The sequence below is a fragment of the Microbulbifer sp. MLAF003 genome (genome assembly GCF_030012965.1).
GTDB classification, from domain to species: Bacteria; Pseudomonadota; Gammaproteobacteria; order Pseudomonadales; family Cellvibrionaceae; genus Microbulbifer; species Microbulbifer variabilis.
In genome coordinates, this window is record NZ_CP120232.1 from 596,210 (window position 1) to 614,882 (window position 18,673).

The 18,673-nt window shown below is 46.7% G+C and carries 16 protein-coding genes and 1 pseudogene; 8 read left to right on the forward strand and 9 right to left on the reverse strand.

Translation table 11 applies throughout. The annotated features are described in order from the left end of the window. Positions 1-51: 51 nt before the first annotated feature. Positions 52-2,664: a TonB-dependent receptor gene (locus tag P3339_RS02900; protein WP_282952377.1), complete on the forward strand. Its 2,613-nt coding sequence runs from the start codon at positions 52-54 to the stop codon at positions 2,662-2,664. A 67-nt stretch (positions 2,665-2,731) separates the two neighbouring features. After that, positions 2,732-4,672, forward strand: coding sequence for a phytase (locus tag P3339_RS02905; protein WP_282952378.1), 1,941 nt, complete (start codon positions 2,732-2,734; stop codon positions 4,670-4,672). 116 nt (positions 4,673-4,788) lie between these two features. Here the strand turns inward: P3339_RS02905 and P3339_RS02910 are convergent, their stop codons facing one another. The 5 genes from P3339_RS02910 to P3339_RS02930 all read right to left on the reverse strand — a co-directional run bounded on the left by P3339_RS02910 (position 4,789) and on the right by P3339_RS02930 (position 8,543). Further along, entirely contained in the window at positions 4,789-5,205 is a 417-nt protein-coding gene (locus P3339_RS02910; RefSeq protein WP_282952379.1) for a VanZ family protein, read from the reverse strand. Between the two features lie 380 nt (positions 5,206-5,585). Continuing rightward, entirely contained in the window at positions 5,586-6,455 is an 870-nt protein-coding gene (locus P3339_RS02915) for a delta-class carbonic anhydrase (RefSeq protein ID WP_282952380.1), read from the reverse strand. Positions 6,456-6,644: 189 nt separating this feature from the next. After that, complete coding sequence (locus P3339_RS02920; protein ID WP_020414457.1) at positions 6,645-7,310, reverse strand: replication protein P; 666 nt, start codon at positions 7,308-7,310, stop codon at positions 6,645-6,647. After that, entirely contained in the window at positions 7,222-7,533 is a 312-nt protein-coding gene (locus tag P3339_RS02925) for a DnaT-like ssDNA-binding domain-containing protein (RefSeq protein WP_353056877.1), read from the reverse strand. Before P3339_RS02925 ends, P3339_RS02920 begins: the two co-directional genes overlap by 89 nt. Next, complete coding sequence (locus tag P3339_RS02930; protein WP_282952382.1) at positions 7,485-8,543, reverse strand: DnaT-like ssDNA-binding domain-containing protein; 1,059 nt, start codon at positions 8,541-8,543, stop codon at positions 7,485-7,487. Before P3339_RS02930 ends, P3339_RS02925 begins: the two co-directional genes overlap by 49 nt. 203 nt (positions 8,544-8,746) lie before the next feature. Between P3339_RS02930 and P3339_RS02935 the strand changes: the two genes are divergently transcribed. The 5 genes from P3339_RS02935 (at position 8,747) to P3339_RS02955 (ending at position 14,781) form a co-directional block, all read left to right on the forward strand. After that, positions 8,747-10,990, forward strand: a complete 2,244-nt coding sequence (locus P3339_RS02935; protein ID WP_020414459.1) for a heavy metal translocating P-type ATPase — start codon at positions 8,747-8,749, stop codon at positions 10,988-10,990. Next, positions 10,990-11,358 (forward strand): cupredoxin domain-containing protein, encoded by a 369-nt coding sequence (locus P3339_RS02940; protein WP_020414460.1) that lies wholly within the window; start codon positions 10,990-10,992, stop codon positions 11,356-11,358. Before P3339_RS02935 ends, P3339_RS02940 begins: the two co-directional genes overlap by 1 nt. A gap of 306 nt (positions 11,359-11,664) precedes the next feature. Beyond that, positions 11,665-12,414, forward strand: coding sequence for a DUF417 family protein (locus P3339_RS02945; RefSeq protein WP_282952383.1), 750 nt, complete (start codon positions 11,665-11,667; stop codon positions 12,412-12,414). A 1,099-nt stretch (positions 12,415-13,513) separates the two neighbouring features. Continuing rightward, complete coding sequence (locus P3339_RS02950) at positions 13,514-13,741, forward strand: cupredoxin domain-containing protein (RefSeq protein ID WP_282952384.1); 228 nt, start codon at positions 13,514-13,516, stop codon at positions 13,739-13,741. Beyond that, a complete protein-coding gene (locus tag P3339_RS02955) occupies positions 13,726-14,781 on the forward strand; it encodes a multicopper oxidase family protein (protein WP_282952385.1) in 1,056 nt (351 codons plus the stop codon). Before P3339_RS02950 ends, P3339_RS02955 begins: the two co-directional genes overlap by 16 nt. Positions 14,782-15,055: 274 nt before the next feature. Here P3339_RS02955 and P3339_RS02960 read toward each other — a convergent pair whose 3' ends face one another. From P3339_RS02960 to P3339_RS02975, 4 genes are all read right to left on the reverse strand, one after another. Continuing rightward, the gene (locus P3339_RS02960) at positions 15,056-15,586 is read right to left on the reverse strand and encodes an ester cyclase (RefSeq protein ID WP_282952386.1); all 531 of its coding nucleotides are present in this window, start codon (positions 15,584-15,586) and stop codon (positions 15,056-15,058) included. A 49-nt stretch (positions 15,587-15,635) separates the two neighbouring features. Beyond that, entirely contained in the window at positions 15,636-15,884 is a 249-nt protein-coding gene (locus P3339_RS02965) for a DUF6868 family protein (RefSeq protein ID WP_020414464.1), read from the reverse strand. A gap of 96 nt (positions 15,885-15,980) precedes the next feature. Further along, positions 15,981-16,391, reverse strand: a complete 411-nt coding sequence (locus tag P3339_RS02970) for a GNAT family N-acetyltransferase (RefSeq protein ID WP_282952387.1) — start codon at positions 16,389-16,391, stop codon at positions 15,981-15,983. Positions 16,392-16,830: 439 nt separating this feature from the next. Continuing rightward, on the reverse strand, positions 16,831-17,442 hold the full coding sequence (locus P3339_RS02975; protein ID WP_020414466.1) for a TetR/AcrR family transcriptional regulator: 612 nt from the start codon (positions 17,440-17,442) through the stop codon (positions 16,831-16,833). Positions 17,443-17,697: 255 nt separating this feature from the next. On the opposite strand from P3339_RS02975, the pseudogene P3339_RS02980 reads away from it, so the two are divergent. Beyond that, positions 17,698-18,656: pseudogene (locus P3339_RS02980) on the forward strand (MBL fold metallo-hydrolase). Positions 18,657-18,673: the final 17 nt, after the last annotated feature.

Sequence of the window (18,673 nt, forward strand, 5' to 3'; positions counted from 1 at the left end):
AGTCTGCGCCCAATCTAATACGCCACTGGCAATGACGGGAGTGGGTGCTTTATGAAATATAAGATCATCAGTTTACGGCTGCTAGGTACATCAGTTACGGCACTTGCCGCTGCAATTATGAGCGCAAATGCAAGTGCACAAAACCAGGATTCACAGGTTATGGAGACTGTGGTCGTCACTGCCCAGGCAAGTAACGCGCGCAGTGACCTGGATCGCCAGAGGGATGCGAATAAGCTGGTTGCAGTGCAGACATCTGATGCAATCGGTGAGCTTCCAGATGCCAATGTTACTGAAGCCTTACAGAGGATGCCGGGGGTTTTTATTGCCCGTGATCAGGGGGAGGGACGCTTTGTGGGTGTGCGCGGTATTGATCCTAACTTGAACGCGGCAACAATAAATGGAATTAACCTGCCGGCCCCGGAAACAGATAGTCGCGCGGTCGCCCTGGATGTCATTCCCTCAGACCTACTCGCCAGCCTGGAGGTTTTTAAAACCCTGACTCCCGACATGAGTGCAGACTCTATTGGCGGCGCTATTGAAATCAAAAGCCTTAATGCGCTCGATTATGATGGCCGTCGCTATAAGTTCAGTGCTGAGAACAGTTACAGTGAACTTCAGGAGGAAAATAGTCCCAAAGTCGCAGCCACTTTAACCAATGTCTTTGATTTGAGTGGCGATCGACGATTTGGCGTGGCCCTGGCCCTCAGCCATCAAGAGCGGAATTTCGGTTCGGAAAATATTGAGACTGATGGTACCTGGCAGGAATTTACGGCTGAGGATGGTACTACCGGCATTGGTGCGACAGAGATCGAACAGCGTGATTATTCCATTACCCGCGAGCGAACAGGTGTTGCTGCCAACTTCGATCTGGATCTTAGTGATCGCTCACGTATGTACTTCCACAATCTCTATTCAGAATTTTCCGACAAGGAAATTCGCCAGCGCAACTCCTGGAAGTTGGATGCCGGGCGGGATGAGCCGGAAACGATTTCAAGGAACTCCGCACAGTGGCAGGAAGCTGCACTGGAAAAGTCTTTGAAGGACCGGCTGGAAGAGCAGGAAATCATCTCCTCTGTTTTCGGTGGTGAGCATAATTTTGATCAGGTGGATATCTCCTATGCACTGGGATATTCCCATGCGGAGGAGTCTGAACCTCACCGACGAGATACAGATTTTGCATTGGAGCCTGTGCGCATTGGCTATGTAGAGGCAGATAAAACGCCGCGTATGGCAGTGGGCGCAGAAGATGCGCAGCGAGTTTTAGACCCGTCCAGTTATCAATTGGATGAGCTCGTCATTGAAGATAACTTTACAGAGGATAAAGAGCTGAGCCTGCGTTTCGACATTAGCCGGGAAATTCAGTGGGCCGGTAATCCATCAGTTATCCAGTTTGGCATACACGAGCGACAGCGTGAGAAGAGTGGAGACTTGAATGCGACCGTGTATAAGGATTTTGCGGGAGACTACACCCTCGCAGATTTTGTTCGCAATGACATCGACTACGGCTTGGATAGCTTTGGCCCTGGGGTTAGTAGCGGCAGTTTAAATTACTTTATTAACAGTCATATTGACGATTTTGAAGTTGATGAAACTGAAACGGCTTTGTCTTCCGCGCGCGATTACAATATGCAGGAAGATATCAGTGCGTTCTACGTTATGAATACGATTGAGTTTGACCAGTCGCAGCTGGTATTTGGGGTTCGCTACGAGCGCACAGACTTTACCGCTGAGGGTGTGCAAGTTGTCGAGTCTGAAGAGCCGGTACCCGGTGCACAGGAAATTGCCGACGAGGTTTATGCAGCTGGGATACGCTATCAGCGCGATTATGATGACTTCTTTCCCAGTGTAAATTATAAATATGACTACAACGATAATATTGTTTTGCGTGCGGCTTATAGTGAGTCTCTTTCGCGCCCATCCTTCGGACACCTGAACCCATCGCCGGCCAAGATAGAGTATGACGATGACAAGCTGGAAGTGGAGGCCGGTAATCCTGCGCTAGATCCGTACCAGTCGCGCAATCTGGACTTCTCTGCCGAGTACTATGCAGACCATTTGGGTATGCTCTCCCTGGGGTTATTCCACAAGCGTATCGACAATTTCATTGTCCTGTCCGATGTTTCCAGTGTTGTGGATTACAGTCAGTATGTGGGGAATTTGAGTGTTGACGAGGCTGAAGTATTACAACCGGTAAATGGTGATTCCGCCCGTCTCAATGGTATGGAGCTGGCTTGGACCAGGGGTTTCGAAAACGGGTTCCTGTTACGCGCAAATGCTACTGTGACAGACTCTGAAGCACGCTTGGGTCTGGGGCCAGATAGGGAGCGTAGCGATAAGATTTCTTTGCCTTCGCAAGCAGATCTGGTGGCTAATTTTGTGATGGGTTATGAGCGCGATGCATTTAGCATGCGGTTATCAGCTGCTTATCGAAGCGAGCGTTTATTGGAGGTGGATTTGGAGAATTCTACTGCTGATCGCTATGAGGATGATCATCTACAGTTGGACTTATCCGCACGCTATCGTTTCGATAACGGACTGCAACTGACCTTTACCGGGGTGAACCTCACTGATGAGCCTTACTACACACATAATTCAGGCTTTAATGGCCAGTATGAGGAGTATGGTCCAACCTATGCACTGGGTTTGAGTTATAGCACTTTCTAAAATTTTAATAGGTATTGCCAACCCCCTATTTAGTAACGGGGTTTATATTTTCTGCTGGTGGATTACCATGAAAAATAAGTACTACCTCCTGATTTGCCTTTTACTGAGTAGTATTCTCGGAGGTTGTGATGCTCGTTGGGATCAGGTTTTACGTGTCAAAAAGGTGCAGCCGATAGAAAAACTCGATCTCCAGGGCATTGGAGCTGAACAGATGTTACCCGTTCAGTTTCCGGGAAAGAGTGCACTATTAATTGCCAGTAAAAATAAAGGCGTCTTATTACTAGATAGCAATGGAGATCACCTGGTATCTGCTCCTGGCCGGGTAGAAACTTTGGCTATACAAAGTTTGTCACAAGGCAGCCTCCTTGTGGCAGCCTATGATGAGCTATCTGCAGAGGTGAAACTTTACAAGTTAAAGGGAGGGATCGATCGCAAACCAGTTTTGCAGTATCTTGGCGGCCGTGATGAAATTTCGCCGCAAAGCGCCCTGTGTTTTTATCAGAATAATGATCGTACTCATCTATTTACTATTGGAGATGATGGGTTAGGGCACGAATACCTGGTAAGCCCTGGACCTTCTACATGGGAGCTTGTAGAAATTCGCCCCCTGTATTTTGGTGAGCAGGTGAATGCATGTGCAGTCGCTCCCTTTAATGGGAAGCTGCTCTTCTCCCAGCCGCCAATCGGTATTATCAGTATGAATGCTGATGCTGAAAAGGATGAGGAAAGAAAATTACTCATGCAAGCAGATCAACTCGGGGAGGATTTTGGCGGCCTTTGGATTGATCACTCTGGCAATTATTTATGGTTAACAGCGGATGCTCGCCTGCAAGGCTATGAATTAAAAAATTTACAAGAAGGGCCTGATCAGACTATCTATATTGATAGTAATTATTATCCAGCTTCTGTTGGCGTTATAGGCAAAAATATTGTGGTTTTGGATGAGGAAGTAGATTCCCTTCTGTACTTTGAGTATGAACCTCTCAATCCTCCTGAACATCCTGACCTGCAACTGGTGGATGAATTCATACCGCGTATTCCTGCCAGTGCCCAAACACAGCCGGTTTCTTCAGCTGGAGACGCTGCAGATGATCCAGCTATTTGGGTGAATCGGCTTCACCCTGAGCAAAGCTTAATTCTGGGCACTGATAAAAAACATGGCTTAAATATCTATGGTTTATCCGGGCAATTGGTGCAGCAATTTGCCGTAGGGCGAGTGAATAATGTAGATATCAGCGAAATACAGCATCCTACTTATAGTGCAATTGCAGCAGCTTCCAACCGCTCCACGCCGGGTATTGACTTATTTGCCATAGAAAAATCAGGGAAAGTTGAATATCTGGGATTACAGAAACTGAATATGAAGGACCCCTATGGCTTGTGCCTTTATTATATGGATAGCCGGCTTAGCGTCTGGGTATCTGATAAGGAGGGAGAGCTACATCAGCTGGATATTCACTTGGGTCAAGATGCTAGAAATTGGCAACTTAAACACGTATCCCGTTTACCTGTCGAGGGTCAGGTAGAAGGGTGCGTTGTCGATGCCCAGAATGGTCAGCTTTTCTACGGTGAAGAAGACAGGGGAATATGGAAGCTGGATTTGCACAGATACAGTGCCGGGATGGGTAAGCCCAAACTTGTAGCGGAGGTTAATACTAAAAGTCTAGTGGCTGATGTAGAGGGGCTGGCCTTGTATCTGCATGAAGATAGTGGATATCTGGTGGCATCTAGCCAGGGGAACAACAGCTATGCATTATTCAATCGCTCTGGGACTGAGTTTATCGGTAATTTCCGTGTGGACATGAACAGGGAGTTAGGTATAGATGCCAGCTCAGAGACTGATGGCCTGGCCGTAACTGGTGCAAACCTTGGTACTGAATTCCCAATGGGGTTATTAGTGGTTCAGGATGGAAGAAACCGTATGCCAAGTGGTAGGCAAAACTTTAAGCTGGTTTCCTGGCAGAAAATTGAAAATATATTGAATCTATCTTCCGCTACAGCAAACTGATAGTTTTATTGTTCTGCTTGCGCTTCTATTTCCAGCGGCCATCCGAAATTGTCAGATGGCTGCTCATCAATAAATTTTTTTAAAAGGATGGTAAAAGTAAATTTTTCCATTCGTATTCAAATGTACTTTTCTCTTCTTTGTAAGAGATTAACCGTAATGTTCGCTATACCTATACCGATAAGATCAGCTGCTAAATCAATGAAGTCAAAGGTTCTGGAGGGGAGGAAGGCCTGTGTGACTTCTTCACTTAAAGCAAAAAGAAATACTGCTATCGCCCCATAGTAAATATGTATGGAGCCCAGACAGTAAAATTTTTGCCTTGAAGACAGCGTCAAGATTAATGTAAGTGTGCCAAATAATACTATGTGCCTGATTTTATCCCCGTAGGGGATAGCTCTCACCAGTTCAAAAAATATACTGCTGCTGCCTGTGTTAGCTAGGTAAATTACCCACAAAATAAAGCCAAAAAACAATATGGTCGATAAAGCTAATATTTTTTGCATATGGATATCACATAGGGGCTCGGTATCCATAAAAATAACATACAGAAAGTTAGGTGGCTATATGGTTAACTTGTCAAGGCTTTGCATGAAATTTCTTTCGTAAAGAAAGTAAAATTACTTCAGTGTCATTTTGCTGTGTATAGATACAGTGTTTGTCATATGATTTTTGATTCAGTTTGTCGGTATGCCGTGGTGAATGCTTCTCCAAATCGATATTATGGGATGATGATTTTTAAGGTGAGATTTAATAATTTATAAGTTGTATATGTTGGAAGGTGTTGGGGGCGAGCGTATTGAATTAGGGTGTGGCGTAACACATTTCCAGACTCTGGTTGCTTATTTTAGGAGTGCTTATTTAAGTAAGCACTCCCTAGGCTAGAACTATAGATATTCCGGTGCTTTGAACAAGGTTATGGATTAACCCCAGAAAGAAGGTCTGGATTTGTAATAAGATTTCTTACGCCGTGGGCATGATCTTCATTGAATACATTTTCACGGCACCAATTGTCTACTGATTTAATATTGACCTTTGCAACACGAGGCCTGACGCTCCAGGTTACTTGGAAAGGAGAACCTTGTTCATTATATCCAGGGCCAGTTGTTGAGCCTGGATATTGAATTGGCAGTCCGGTGTTAGCTGGAATATTTACTGCTTGATGAAACCCTTTATGCTCTCCGAGCTTTGTCAGTTCTCTGAAATCAAGGGCATTGTGGTCATTCACCAGTACGTAAACCTGAGCTTCAACCCGTAACTGGGGGTTCCTGACTGAGTCATTCAGGCAGGCGCCCAGGGAGGGGCCAGGTATGGTTTTGGCAGATGAATGAACATAGTGAACTTCAATGGTATCACCTGGGCGCAATCCGCCATGTTCACTGGGGCAAATATCTTGATTGATAGCTGCTAGCTCAGCCGCTGATAGGCTTCCGGAAAATTTAAAGCCAGTGTCGTATCCAAGGCCATTTCCATTCCCAGCAAAGATAGTAAATTCCCCTCCTTTATGTTCGGCATTTTTATGAAAGTGGATATTACAAAGATTCATGCTGGAGTAGGCAGGGGCCAAACTAAAAGAAATGGTATTCCTACCTTCAATGAGGTCAATATCGCGGGGAGATTGGGGTCCAAAACCTCTTCCTTGTGTGTTCTTTGCCAGGTTTGCACGTTGATGTGCAACATCTTCATCAGAAATACTGGTGAGGTTGTGAGAATGGTCCGTGACTGCAAAGGTTTGGAGTGGCAGGAAAGATGAGATAAGGATGGGTAGTAAGATTTTTAGTTTCATTAATGGGTCCTTTTTAATGATCCTTAAGTATCTTAGGAATACTTTCCTCTAATTATTATTGAGGGATTTTGGTGTATCTAAATGTTAAATTCTAAACAATTTCTTCTGTTATCTTTTTAGGAGAATGTGGAGCCAGAAGTTGCCGCCGACATGGATTTGCCGGCTTACTAAAAATATCCTGGTCTGAGGTCAGATTCCCAGTTCCGCGCGTAGCTCCGCCATTTTTTGTGCATTTTCTTCCTTGGAGAGTGGGGTGCCGGGCTTTTCCTCCAGCTTCAACTGCTCCGGGGCCGGAAGCTTTTCTCCCTCTAACACTCGAGCACAAAACTTGCGATAGTGCTCTGCAAATACGGAGTAGGCTACGGATTCGGGATTATTGGCGAGGAAGAACCAATTAGACTCGCGTCCGGCATGATAAACTGCAGGGTGGCTCCACCTGTGATTGGTTTTTGGACTGGGAGCATTGCAGGCTTCACGGTAAGCCGCGCGGGATTCCGGTAGGCCATTTTCGCCGGCGGCACAGAGCTGCAGCATTTTGTGCACTGTGGGCAAGTATTCGCTCTGGAGGATCGCACGCTTTGCGCCTTGCATAATGTCTTCGGGGGCAAATGAGAGTAAAGCTTCCAGCCATAGGCGCTTGGCATGGTGTAGAGTTTCTGTGTCCGGGAAGGCAGCACTGAACTGGTTATGATAGTTTAACTTAAACAGTGCGAATACTTCGTTGATTGCACGCTTCTTTTCGTTGACTTGTTCCTGGCTCTGTCCACTACCAGTTTGTGTCTGTGAGTATGTCGCCGATTGATCGGTCGCGGGTGCGCTGGTTTGCGCTGCTATTGGAGTCTTGTGGGTTGCCATAAGAGTTTCCTATTGCCAATTTGTTGCGCTCCGCCCACTGGTGGCGTGCGTGACGCACAAAAACGGCGTCCCAGCTTTTGCGTGCGGCGTTTTGGCCGCGCCAGTAAATAATAAATTCCGCTACTAGCGACAGGGCAAAATCTCGGTCGATCTCGCATTGATTCACCAGGTGACTCAGACAGTCGCCCCCAGGTTGCCAGTTGCGTGGAATAGGTTTGGCCACAGGGTTTTTCTCAATACCCTGGCAGTAGTAGGCCCACTCCTCTCGAGCGTATTCAATAAACAGCTCCCCCAGCGTGCGCTGTGGCCACCTCGCTCAGTCCATTTATAGATAAATTCTGGCAGTAGCTCTGCGGCAAAGCGCGGATTAATGGCCAGGCGTTGTAACTGCTCCCAGGTATGTTCACTGGGTTGCCAGTCACGGGTCATCGCGGTGGGTTTACGCTTTTCAATAAATGGGGTTTCCTGCTTTTCCCAGTCTTCCATGATCCAGTCATTGAATTCCAGATCCCAGGATATGGATTGTTTGCCACTGGAGCGGTGGTAATCGAGGAAACGCTGCAGGCCGCGGCTGACAAATGTACTGGGCACACCCTCGTCGGCCAGTTTTCGCAAGGTGTCGTTGCTCGGTTGCCAGTTATCCGGCAGGGCTTGCTTGCGTTGAGCGGTGGCGCGAAAAGCCTCCCACTTGCCTTTAACCTGGCGTAGGAATAGTGAACCAAAGGAGTGTCGCGGCTCGGCGCGTTCACGCCAGTAGGTTACAAATTCCGGTAACTGCTCGCGCACAAAGTGTTCGGGGATGCCCAGCTGGCTGATACGCGCCATGGTCTCTGCATCGGGCTGCCAGCCTGGTGCAATAGTATTGGCACTGCGGCTCGGTGGGATTTGGACCTGGGGAGTTGGCGGTGTCGCTATAGGGTGTTTGTATTCTCCCGGCAGGGCAAATTTCAGGATTTCGCTACTGCCAAAAGGGGCAGCACCGAGTAACAGTGCACCCTGGTTACGCAGGCTGGTAGCCACACGCTGGATATCCGCTGCTTGCCAAAAGGGTAGTAGCAGGTATAGCTGTTCTCCCTGTGCTGTGTACCAATCCCGCCCCCCATAAGGCTCCAAGGGTAGGAAAGGCGTCAAGTCGCCGAGCGCTGTGAGCAATACAGCCTCCTCCAGGCCAACGGTTGCAGCCAGAGTCGGTGAGATACTCAGGGGTCTTTCAGGGAGCAGGGGGTGTTTCATGGCGCGATAATAACACCCCGGAGAAGGGCTTGCGCGGCCTTTGCACTCGCCTTGTGCGTAGCTCCAAGTCTTTGAGCAAAACACTAAGCTGAAGATTGGCGGCCGAACCCTATAAAAGAAGGGATTGCTGGCGCAAACTGTTGCCTTACCCTAGCGGGAAGGTTGTAACTTTGTCGCCAGAAACGGTTTTGAGGGAGAGCAATATGGCCAAGAAGCAGCATTCAGCACAAATGGTGTTCCGCCTCAGCGGCGTGAGTTGCGCCGGCTGTGTAAACAAGATCGAAGGTGCGGTACGGCAAGCTGGTGGTGTAGAGGATGCCAGGGTAAATCTTGCTGACAAAACCCTTATCGTTCACGGCAAAGCAGAACCTCAGACTTGTATTGAGGCGGTGCGTTCCGCGGGCTATGACGCCGAGATAGCAAAGAGCAGTGAGCGTGATCAGCGCGCCGAGCAAAGAGCCCACGAACAGCAACATTATCGCCAGCTGTTGTGGCGCTCAGCCTTCGCCTTGGGGGTGGGCGTACCGCTGATGGCCTGGGGTCTGATTACCGATAAAGTATCTGTGAACACCCTCAATGAGCAGCTCGCTTGGGGTGCAACAGGACTGATTACCCTGGCAGTGCTGGTTTTCTGCGGCGGTCATTTCTTTAGTGGGGCCTGGAAGGCGCTGCGCCACCACGGTGCCACTATGGATACCTTGGTTGCATTGGGTACTGGTACAGCTTGGCTTTTCTCGATGATGGTGGTGCTGGTTCCCCATCTGTTGCCAGAATCTGCTCGCCATGTGTACTTTGAGGCCAGTGCCATGATTATTGGCCTGATCAGCCTGGGACAGGCCCTGGAAGTGCGGGCCCGTGGGCGCACCAGTGCCGCGGTGGAAAAGTTGCTGGAACTACAAGATGTATCGGCTCGTGTTTTGCGAGATGGTAAAGAGGTAGATCTCCCGATAGAGCAGGTACAGGAAGGTGACCAGCTGCGTGTGCGTCCGGGGGAGAAAATTCCTGTGGATGGCCGGGTTCTCGAGGGCAAAAGCTTGGTGGATGAGTCTATGCTCACCGGTGAGCCGGTCCCGGTAAAAAAAGACGAAGGGGATAGCCTGACAGCAGGTACTCTCAATAAAAACGGTAGCCTGCTGTTTCTTGCGGAAAAAGTCGGAGCCGATACACGCCTTGCGCAGATTATTGAAATGGTGAAAAACGCCCAGGGGTCGCGGGTACCCATCGCACGCCTGGCCGATAGAATTTCTGCGATTTTTGTACCGGTGGTTATGATTATTGCTGTTGTTGCGGCTCTCATCTGGTTTAACTTCGGCCCAGAGCCCCAAGCTGCCCATATGCTGGTGGTGCTTACTTCGGTATTGATCATAGCCTGCCCCTGTGCTTTGGGGCTCGCTACTCCGCTATCCGTAATGGTGGGAGTGGGGAAGGGCGCTGAAAATGGAGTGCTGGTACGCAATGGTAAAGCTTTGCAACAGTCCTGTAATCTGGACGTCCTGGTTGTTGATAAAACAGGTACCCTTACGGAAGGCTCACCACGCCTTACCGATATCGAATGCAATGGTGACAGTGATGAATTACTGCAACTGCTCGCGAGTCTGGAGCAGGGCTCTGAGCACCCTCTGGCTGAAGCTATAGTCAGCGCGGCCCAAGAAAAAGAACTGCAGCTGCAGTCTCCCAGTGATTTCCACGCAATAACTGCCCACGGTGTGACAGGGATTATTTCTGGCAAGAAGGTGCTGCTCGGTAACAGCAAACTAATGCACAAAGAAAATATACCCCTGGCTTCCTGGCGGAGCCGAGCTGATACCTTGGCTGAGGCCGGGCGTACAGTAATGTACGCCGCAGTGGACGGAGAGCTGCAAGGCATAATTGCTGTAGCTGACCCTATTCGTGATGATGCTCAAGCAGCCATAGAGCGCCTGAGCAAGCTGGGACTAAGAATCGAGATGCTGACTGGTGATAACAAAGGGAGTGCAGAGGCAGTCGCCAAAAAGCTGCAGATCGATAGAGTTCATGCAGATCTTTTACCGGAGGATAAAGAGCGCATTGTCGCCGAGCTACAAGAAGGTGGTGAACGTGTGGGCATGGTAGGTGATGGAATCAATGATGCGCCGGCGCTGGCTCGTGCAGATGTGGGTTTTGCTATTGGAGCAGGTACCGATGTTGCAATTGAGAGTGCAGATGTCACTCTGATGCGCTCATCGTTACACGGCGTTGCCAACGCTGTAGAGCTATCCCGTGCGACCCTCCGCAATATCAAGCAGAACCTGTTTGGTGCCTTTATCTATAACACACTGGGCATTCCTATCGCCGCGGGGGTTTTATACCCAATAACTGGAATGCTACTAAGCCCGATTGTGGCGGGAGCTGCAATGGCATTTTCCTCGCTAACTGTTGTTAGTAATGCAAATCGCCTGCGCTTTTTCAAACCTTCGGAGGTGCGCTAATGGGAGCGATACTCGTTAATCTGGTGGGATTGCTGCTCATTGTTGGCATTGTCTGGTGGTTTTGGCTAGGACCAAAGCGCAAAGCCAACAAAGCCATGCCCACCGCAGATAAGTTGCAAATACTGGTCAAAGATGGGGTATATGAGCCAGATCATATTCGCCTTCCGGCGGGCCGAGCTGCAACCTTGCACTTTCTTCGCGAAGATCCGAGTCCCTGCTCGGAGTGGGTGTTATTTCCAGACTTGGAAGTCAGCGCTGAGCTTACTCTGCACAGGGATACTCCGGTTATATTGCCGGCAGCAAACCCTGGGGAATATCCATTTACCTGTCAGATGCAGATGTACCGAGGCACCCTGATTCTGGAGTAGGCTCAGTTGTGACTAAGCCTGGCTGCTAAGTCAAAGTGAAAGACGTTGGAGTTGTAATAATTCCCGAAGTCGTGACGACAACTGTAAGTAAGTTCCTTCAAAGCATCTGCCATCAGGCTGCTCCTGCTGGCAAGGCATAAGGAATGGGAGATTGCCGTAAGGCGGCTCCTTGAAAGTTTAATTACTTCCAGGTCATTGAATGATGAATATTTGTTTGCGGAAACTACCATTTGCCCTCCTGGCTATTTCCTTCGCATTGCTCGCAGCCGCGCTTTTCTCCGGTCAGCAGGGGGGCTGGGATCCATCATGGCATTTTATGGTTTCGAAGGAGGCGCGGGACTTTCACGAATTGCCACCGCTGTTGCGATAATCTTCACCATAGCTGCCCTACTCTCTGTGCTATCTATCTTTATAGAAAAATTTATCCTGCCTTTGGCGCTCTTGATCATCGCACTATCCATAGTGCCCCTGCTGAGCCTTTTTGGCAGCACACACTGGATTGACGCACTTGGCGGTTTTCCAGCTATAGGTTCTGGGCAGGGAGTCATAAAATATTTTTCCCTGATCGTAATAGGACTGACCTGGCTCGGCTATAAATCTGCACCTTCAAGGAAATATATATGGCTGAATTTTCTACCAGTTGGCTTGGTTCTATTGTGGATTGGAGGAATGAAATTCACCGCTATAGAGGCCCAAGGTATCGAAGGGCTGGTGAATAGTTCCCCATTGATGTCCTGGTTGTATAACTTTTTCAGTGTCCAGCAAGCATCCAATATTATTGGCGTTTATGATCTGCTTGCCTTGGTTATATTGGCTATAGGTATTCATGTTAGGGCACTCTTCTGGCCTGGAGTATTACTTTGTGGGGCTGTTTTTGTTACTACCCAAACGTTCCTGCTTAGTTATCCCGGGAGCTGGGAAAAACCGTGGGTTCTAGCATCCAGTGGAATTTTTATCATTAAAGACCTTTGGTTTATTGCGAATTTGATCATTATGATCAGTTTCAGGCACCAGATATGTCAAAATAATCAAGCTGTAGAAACATCAAAGGAATAGTAATTTGATGAAATTAATGTTTACTTTTACAGCGCCGTAAAATTCAAAGATGGAACCTGGTCGCAAGGATGCAGAGCCAATAATGTAGTAAGCAGATATTCTCAAATTAAGTAGCCAGGGGAAATTTTTCTAGGTTTCTTAGCCGAATAAAATCTCAACAATTCATTTATGCCTATCTTTTAACTGAAATAATCAGCCTTGGAGTTTGATTCTGAAAGTAAAATTTATAAGTATTGTGAATAGATTCTGTTGTTTTGTTCGCAAAGGTAATCAAGACTTCGGTATGCTTGGTCTTTCTCTATTCAGATTAAAAGATTTTTTGTTCAAGGCTATTTTTCTTTAGATGACCACCTATTGGTTACTTAAATCATCAGTTGTTGTTGCTGATGACTGAGGATCGAATGAAGCTAATCCCTAACTCTGGATACTGTTCTCACTGGAGCCGTATGGCGCGCCGGTATGAACCGGATAGAGGTCGTAATTGGGATATGCCTAAGATAAATTGTAAGTTTTGGAGAAAGGCTCCTTGATGGGGATTTTTTACACTCGTAATTAGATCGGCTAAAGCGTAGATTACTTCTCTTGCCTGTTTCATTCCAGGTTTATATAGATGTCATTCTTTGACAGACACTCAGTGGCCTACACTGAACTCTATACTTGGATAAGTTGATCCCAGGCTGGGATACTATATAGAGAAATAGAGAACTTTTTTCCAGAAGTTATAACCAAGAGAGCGGTTATATCGATGATGCTAGTGTATTAATATTTTCTATGCCTTTAAAAGGATTTGAGGCGATACCGTGAATAATCGAAAGAATATCTCTTTCTTAGAGCCGCTGGTAAACCCACCGGTATATTCGATGAGTAAGGCAGATAGGAATCTACGTGTTGAATTGGATGTTCAGTACGAAGAGAACAATGTCTTCAGTTTTTACAAAAAAATGAAACTCCTGTCTGGACACGTGTATTTTCATCTTCAATCACCCGGGAAGCTGGGTTTACCCTTACTGGGCCGACCATTGAAATACGCCCCGGTAGCCATCTGACAATTCAAACCAATAACAAGCTGCCACCTGAAGAGGAAGAGGGTGATTCCGGAATGATCAATTTTCCTCATGAATTCAATACTTATAACCTGCATACACACGGACTTCACGTTTCCCCAGAGTCTCCAGGTGATAATGTTTGTATGAAAATTCCGCCGGGTGAAAATTTCACCTATGAATATGATATTCCAAAAATCACCCGCCCGGCCTCTACTGGTATCACCCTCATAAACACGGCTCTGTCGCGATACAAGTCGGAAGTGGTATGGCTGGTGCCTTAATTGTACGTGACGATTTTGATGATGAACTGGAGGCGATGGGTGTTAAGGAATATGTATTGGTATTTCAAAATATTGCGGTAGATGAAAAAGGAAGAGTGGAGGACCAACATCAGGTTGCCAAGTTCCCCGACAGTGAATACTGCATTACTGTGAATGGTCAATATTGCCCAGTGATACATGCGACGGTGGGAGAGTTACTGAACTTGCGTCTCCTCAATGCAACCACTCGCACGTCAATAGACATAGACTGCCCTTGGTTCGCGCAGATGTACATTTACGGCTTTGATGGGAATCCCACAGAAGACTACCGCCTGCAGGATGGCGTAAGTTTGGGTCCCGCGAATCGCGCTTCCTTGTTTCTCAAAATTAGTGAGGCTGCAACGCCCGGTGCGCATTTCTATGTATATAATAACGCCATTGAATTTCAGCAGATGCCGCACTACAAGTACCACAATAATAGCCCGTTGTTTGTTATCGCGATTGAGCAGGGTGAGGAGATTGGTACTGCTATTTACGCTCCCAGCAAGCCTCCGTCAAGGTGTGCTCCACCTCCATTTCCTGAGAGTTTTAAGGTTGATCTTTTAAAGCCTATTACAGATGATGAGATCACTAATACACGGCGATTGACCTTGCAGGCCAATACGCTGGATGATCCGGATAAATATTTCCGTGGTCTAAATGTAAGTATTGATCATGCGCCATTTGGTGGTTGTGATGTGGTAAACCACTATGTTGAGTTAGATGCGATAGAGGAGTGGACTCTGGTCAATGAGAGTGAGTTTCCTCACCCGATACATATTCATGTCAATCCTTACTATGTTATTGAAGTGGTAGGTGAAGACCCGATGCACCATACACTGAAGCTGCCATTCTGGTGCGATACTTTCCAGGTGCCTCCACATGGATATGTAAAATTTCGAACCCGTTTTAAAGACTTTACGGGTAAATACCCTTTACACTGCCACCTGCTATATCATGAAGATGGCGGTATGATGCAGCATGTGAGAGTTGTAAAGGACCTCTCAGAAGTAAAGAAATAAAATTTTCTAAGCCAGAGGGTGCGAGATTCTTAGCCTTAGGTCGTGTTATTTATGACTCTACTTCATCAATGAACAAAATCTACCGCAGAATTTACCAGTAAATTGGGGGGTGCATTTTATGATTTGAAAATAGCTCTCTATATAAAATAAATAATATCTAAAAGAATATTAAGATAAAAATATAGGCTAGGCTCAATGCTCAACTAATACACCTGGAAAATTTAGATAAGCAACATCTATAACATGAAATGAATGGGTCGCAAATACTGATTTTTTAGGAGCCATCAAAAAAAGGATCCGGCAAGGCTGGATTTCTGATTTTTGCTACGGCATCTGCGCCAACAACCGGAAGACCTTCTGGGTTTAATAGGCCAAGCTGGACCAGAACACTTGCCTGGTCCCACAGAATATGCTCGTAAGCTACCTTGTCATTTTCAACGCCCACAATAACAATAAATATTACTTCAACTCGCCTTCCGGTTGGTTCAATTCCCGGTAGCATGTGGTCCATCTTTATAGTATGAGTGAATGATATGATCAACTCATCGACGAGTCGCTCTTCGCTGTATGTTCTAGAAATAGTTTCGAAAGTAACATCGGGTGGAAAAAACTGCCCTATAAGATGTTTGGAGTAAAATGTACGGATGCTCTGAGGGCCCTGACCACCTAGCATGGTTGGTATATTTACGATATGAGGATTGGGCGCCATAGTGGACAGGGTTCCATCGAGATCGCCGGCAAGTTCAGCCTGTACATGCTTGTCGAATATCGCGTCAAGTTTTGACTTTAGGTCTGTGGTAGGCATTTTATTGGTTCTTGAGGTTTAAATGAAATTTGGCAGTTTGTTTGGATAATTACTGACCCATAATTTTCAGAGCGATATATGGCGCCACGATAAATACCAGTGTCACGATTTTGTAAATACTCAGGAAGTCAAAGTACTTGGAGTTCAACTCCCCAGCCTTTAATCTAAATAGCTTACTATGAATAGAAGATAACCACTTATTCATAAAAGAAATAACTATTGTTGCCAGGAGAAGGTAGGCAATATTGATTATTGATGCCCAGCCAAGTAATTCTGTTAACTGTGGAAGTGTAATCATAGCATCGTCCTTGTCATTGCTTCATTTTTTTCGTATTGGTGCAATAAATAGAAGCTATCCGAAGTGAGGCTCAAAAAAGGTAGACAGTAGGGTGGCTTATTGTGCTTTATTACTCATTAGATATTCAATATGTCCCGTATATTTATCTAGCTGTTCCTTTATTGGTAGGAAACCTTGAGAGAGATAAAAATGATAACTGGGTGTATTTTCTTTATAGACGGAGAGTGTCAGATGAGACCGTTGAGACTTTGCATGAGACAGAAGTTGCTTTCCTATACCTTGACCCTGGACGTGTGGATAAACAAAGATTGCAGCCAATGAACTACCATTGAGGGAATAAAACCCAGCTACTTTTCTGTCTCTCTCAAAGACATAGGTTTCTGAGTTTGGGATATAGATATCGCGCATATCTTCCAGCTGTGATTCCCAGAACTCAGAAGAGATAAATCTGTGTGAATTGATCGAGGCTGTTAACCAAATATCTAAAATGATGTCCAAGTCACTCAATTTGTACTCTCTGATCATATATGTCTATTCCCTTTGTTCGTAGCAACTTTATATCGAATACATAGGCCGTATCTAAGTTTATTAATCTAGTAGTGGGTGGAGTAGGCGGCCTTATCTAGGTGAAATGCTAATACATTTTTCCCATTATGAATTTTAGGGGCTTCTAGATTTATTTCATGAAAAGGCTGATTTTAACTATTGATATCAATATCTTATCTTCCCGTTGTTCTTAACGAAATAATTCTCATAATCAATTTATATCTCGGGAAACTTCCAGTGCCACATTTATATTGAAGCGGGTTTCTGCCATAGCGCCTGCTCTTGCTTCAATAGCGAGAAACTAAGCCACTAAAATTTTTACGATTAGTGGGTTAGATAATTTCTATAGGCGGACCCAGGAGGAACTAAGTGCTTTCATTGATATTTAACACTATACCTTTTAAGCTCGATAATGACTCAAAAACATAGCTGTAGTGCGCTCGGCCAGAGCTTCTTGCTCAGTAGGGGTCGGTTGGCCAGAAAGCTGGAGCAGCTGTGGCCAAAAGCAACTTCCCTTTATCAAATTGTGTATCTGGCCGCTGGCGATCTCTAGATCCAGCTGCCTCAAACGGCCATCGGCTAAAGCAGATTTTATCCAGCGCTGTACGCCGGTTTCATTCGCTTTGAACTTTTCCATCTCTTTGCGCAGGGCTTCCGGTTGGTGGAAAAAGTAGTCGAAAGCCATTCGGTTCAATTCAATATACTGGGGGTTGCAGATGGTTTTAATCTCCAGCTCGAGCAGGGCGCGCAACTGTGTATGGAGGTCGCTGTTCGGATTGTATTCGCAGCCAGGGGGTTGGGTTGCCTGCTGCCAGAGTTCGCCAATCAAAAACATAACCAGCGCTTCCTTGCTGGCAAAGTGATTGTATACAGTGCGCTTGGATACTTGAGCACGGGCTGCCAATTCATCCATGCTGGTACCCTGAACACCGAGTTCCTGAAAAGCTTGTTTAGCGGCATCAATAATGGCCTGGCGCTTCAGCTCACTTCTGGTTGGCTTCTTTTCGTTCATATGACTCTCGGTACTTCTGATTGCACTAGGAAATCCGCCTGGCGGTGAATCTTACTTCACAATTAATTTTACACTAATTAGTTTACTTTTGTATCTGCCGGCAATAAACTGCACTGTATAGTTTACTTGGTGGTATCTATGAAAAAACACTGGTGGTTATTATTAGGAGTGGTAGGTATGTCCGTTGGTCTGTTTAACAGCTGTGCTACTCAGCCGAATAAGTTTCAAAACTCAGAAGTCGACTATAAAGCCGGGATGGGTAAGGTTGTTGAGATTATCGGTGCCTACATTCGCGCAGAGAGGGCTGCGCCGTTACCGAAAGCGCCCCTTCCTCTGCAGCCGATTACAAAGGAAGTACTTACCAGTAACGAGAATCAGCCTACAGTCTATCGTTTGGGACACTCATCAGTACTGATCCGTCTCGATGGAGAATACGTGCTTACTGACCCGGTATTCAGTGAGCGAGCCTCACCAGTGCAGTGGATGGGACCGAAGCGTTTTCACCCGCTACCTCTGTCTCTGCAGGACTTACCAGCACTAAAAGCCGTAATAATAAGCCACGATCACTACGATCATCTGGATAAAGCCAGCGTGCGTATCCTGGATGAGAGAGTAGAACGATTTCTTGTTCCCACGGGGGTTGGCAATTATTTGCGGGACTGGGGGTTGCATCAGACAAGATTACCGAGCTTGACTGGTGGCAGTCATATGCTGTTGGCAGCTTGCAATTTACTGCAACTCCGGCTCAACATTTTTCCGGACGCGGCCTTACTGACCGTGATAAGACTCTGTGGGCCAGCTGGGTGATTGCCGGGCGCGATGCCCGAATTTTCTTTAGCGGTGATAGCGGCTATTTCAGTGGTTTTCGGGAGATAGGTGAACGCTTGGGCCCGTTTGATCTGACCTTGATTGAAACTGGTGCCTACAACGATCTGTGGAGTGAAATTCACATGATGCCGGAAGAGAGTGTGCAGGCTCACCTGGATCTGCGTGGTCGCGCTATGGTGCCCATCCATAACAGTACTTTTGACCTTGCCCTGCATGATTGGTTTGAACCTCTAGAGCGAGCGCTAGCTGCTGCAGAACCCCATGGGGCGGCGATCCTGACCCCCATTATTGGTGCCCCGGTTGATGTGCGTATGCCGGCTCCGACTCTTCCCTGGTGGAGGAAGTTTATTGCAGAAGGACAGGTTGAATTGGTTGTGCAACCGTGATTATGGCAATTCAGTTG

Coding starts and splice junctions, on each gene's coding strand:
- P3339_RS02900 (WP_282952377.1), top strand. CDS start 52: ATGAAATATAAGATCATCAGTTTACGGCTGCTAGGTACATCAGTTACG.
- P3339_RS02905 (WP_282952378.1), top strand. CDS start 2,732: ATGAAAAATAAGTACTACCTCCTGATTTGCCTTTTACTGAGTAGTATT.
- P3339_RS02975 (WP_020414466.1), bottom strand. CDS start 17,442: ATGAACGAAAAGAAGCCAACCAGAAGTGAGCTGAAGCGCCAGGCCATT.
- P3339_RS02915 (WP_282952380.1), bottom strand. CDS start 6,455: ATGAAACTAAAAATCTTACTACCCATCCTTATCTCATCTTTCCTGCCA.
- P3339_RS02945 (WP_282952383.1), top strand. CDS start 11,665: ATGGCATTTTATGGTTTCGAAGGAGGCGCGGGACTTTCACGAATTGCC.
- P3339_RS02965 (WP_020414464.1), bottom strand. CDS start 15,884: ATGATTACACTTCCACAGTTAACAGAATTACTTGGCTGGGCATCAATA.
- P3339_RS02920 (WP_020414457.1), bottom strand. CDS start 7,310: ATGGCAACCCACAAGACTCCAATAGCAGCGCAAACCAGCGCACCCGCG.
- P3339_RS02955 (WP_282952385.1), top strand. CDS start 13,726: ATGGCTGGTGCCTTAATTGTACGTGACGATTTTGATGATGAACTGGAG.
- P3339_RS02960 (WP_282952386.1), bottom strand. CDS start 15,586: ATGCCTACCACAGACCTAAAGTCAAAACTTGACGCGATATTCGACAAG.
- P3339_RS02935 (WP_020414459.1), top strand. CDS start 8,747: ATGGCCAAGAAGCAGCATTCAGCACAAATGGTGTTCCGCCTCAGCGGC.
- P3339_RS02910 (WP_282952379.1), bottom strand. CDS start 5,205: ATGGATACCGAGCCCCTATGTGATATCCATATGCAAAAAATATTAGCT.
- P3339_RS02950 (WP_282952384.1), top strand. CDS start 13,514: ATGATCAATTTTCCTCATGAATTCAATACTTATAACCTGCATACACAC.
- P3339_RS02940 (WP_020414460.1), top strand. CDS start 10,990: ATGGGAGCGATACTCGTTAATCTGGTGGGATTGCTGCTCATTGTTGGC.
- P3339_RS02930 (WP_282952382.1), bottom strand. CDS start 8,543: ATGAAACACCCCCTGCTCCCTGAAAGACCCCTGAGTATCTCACCGACT.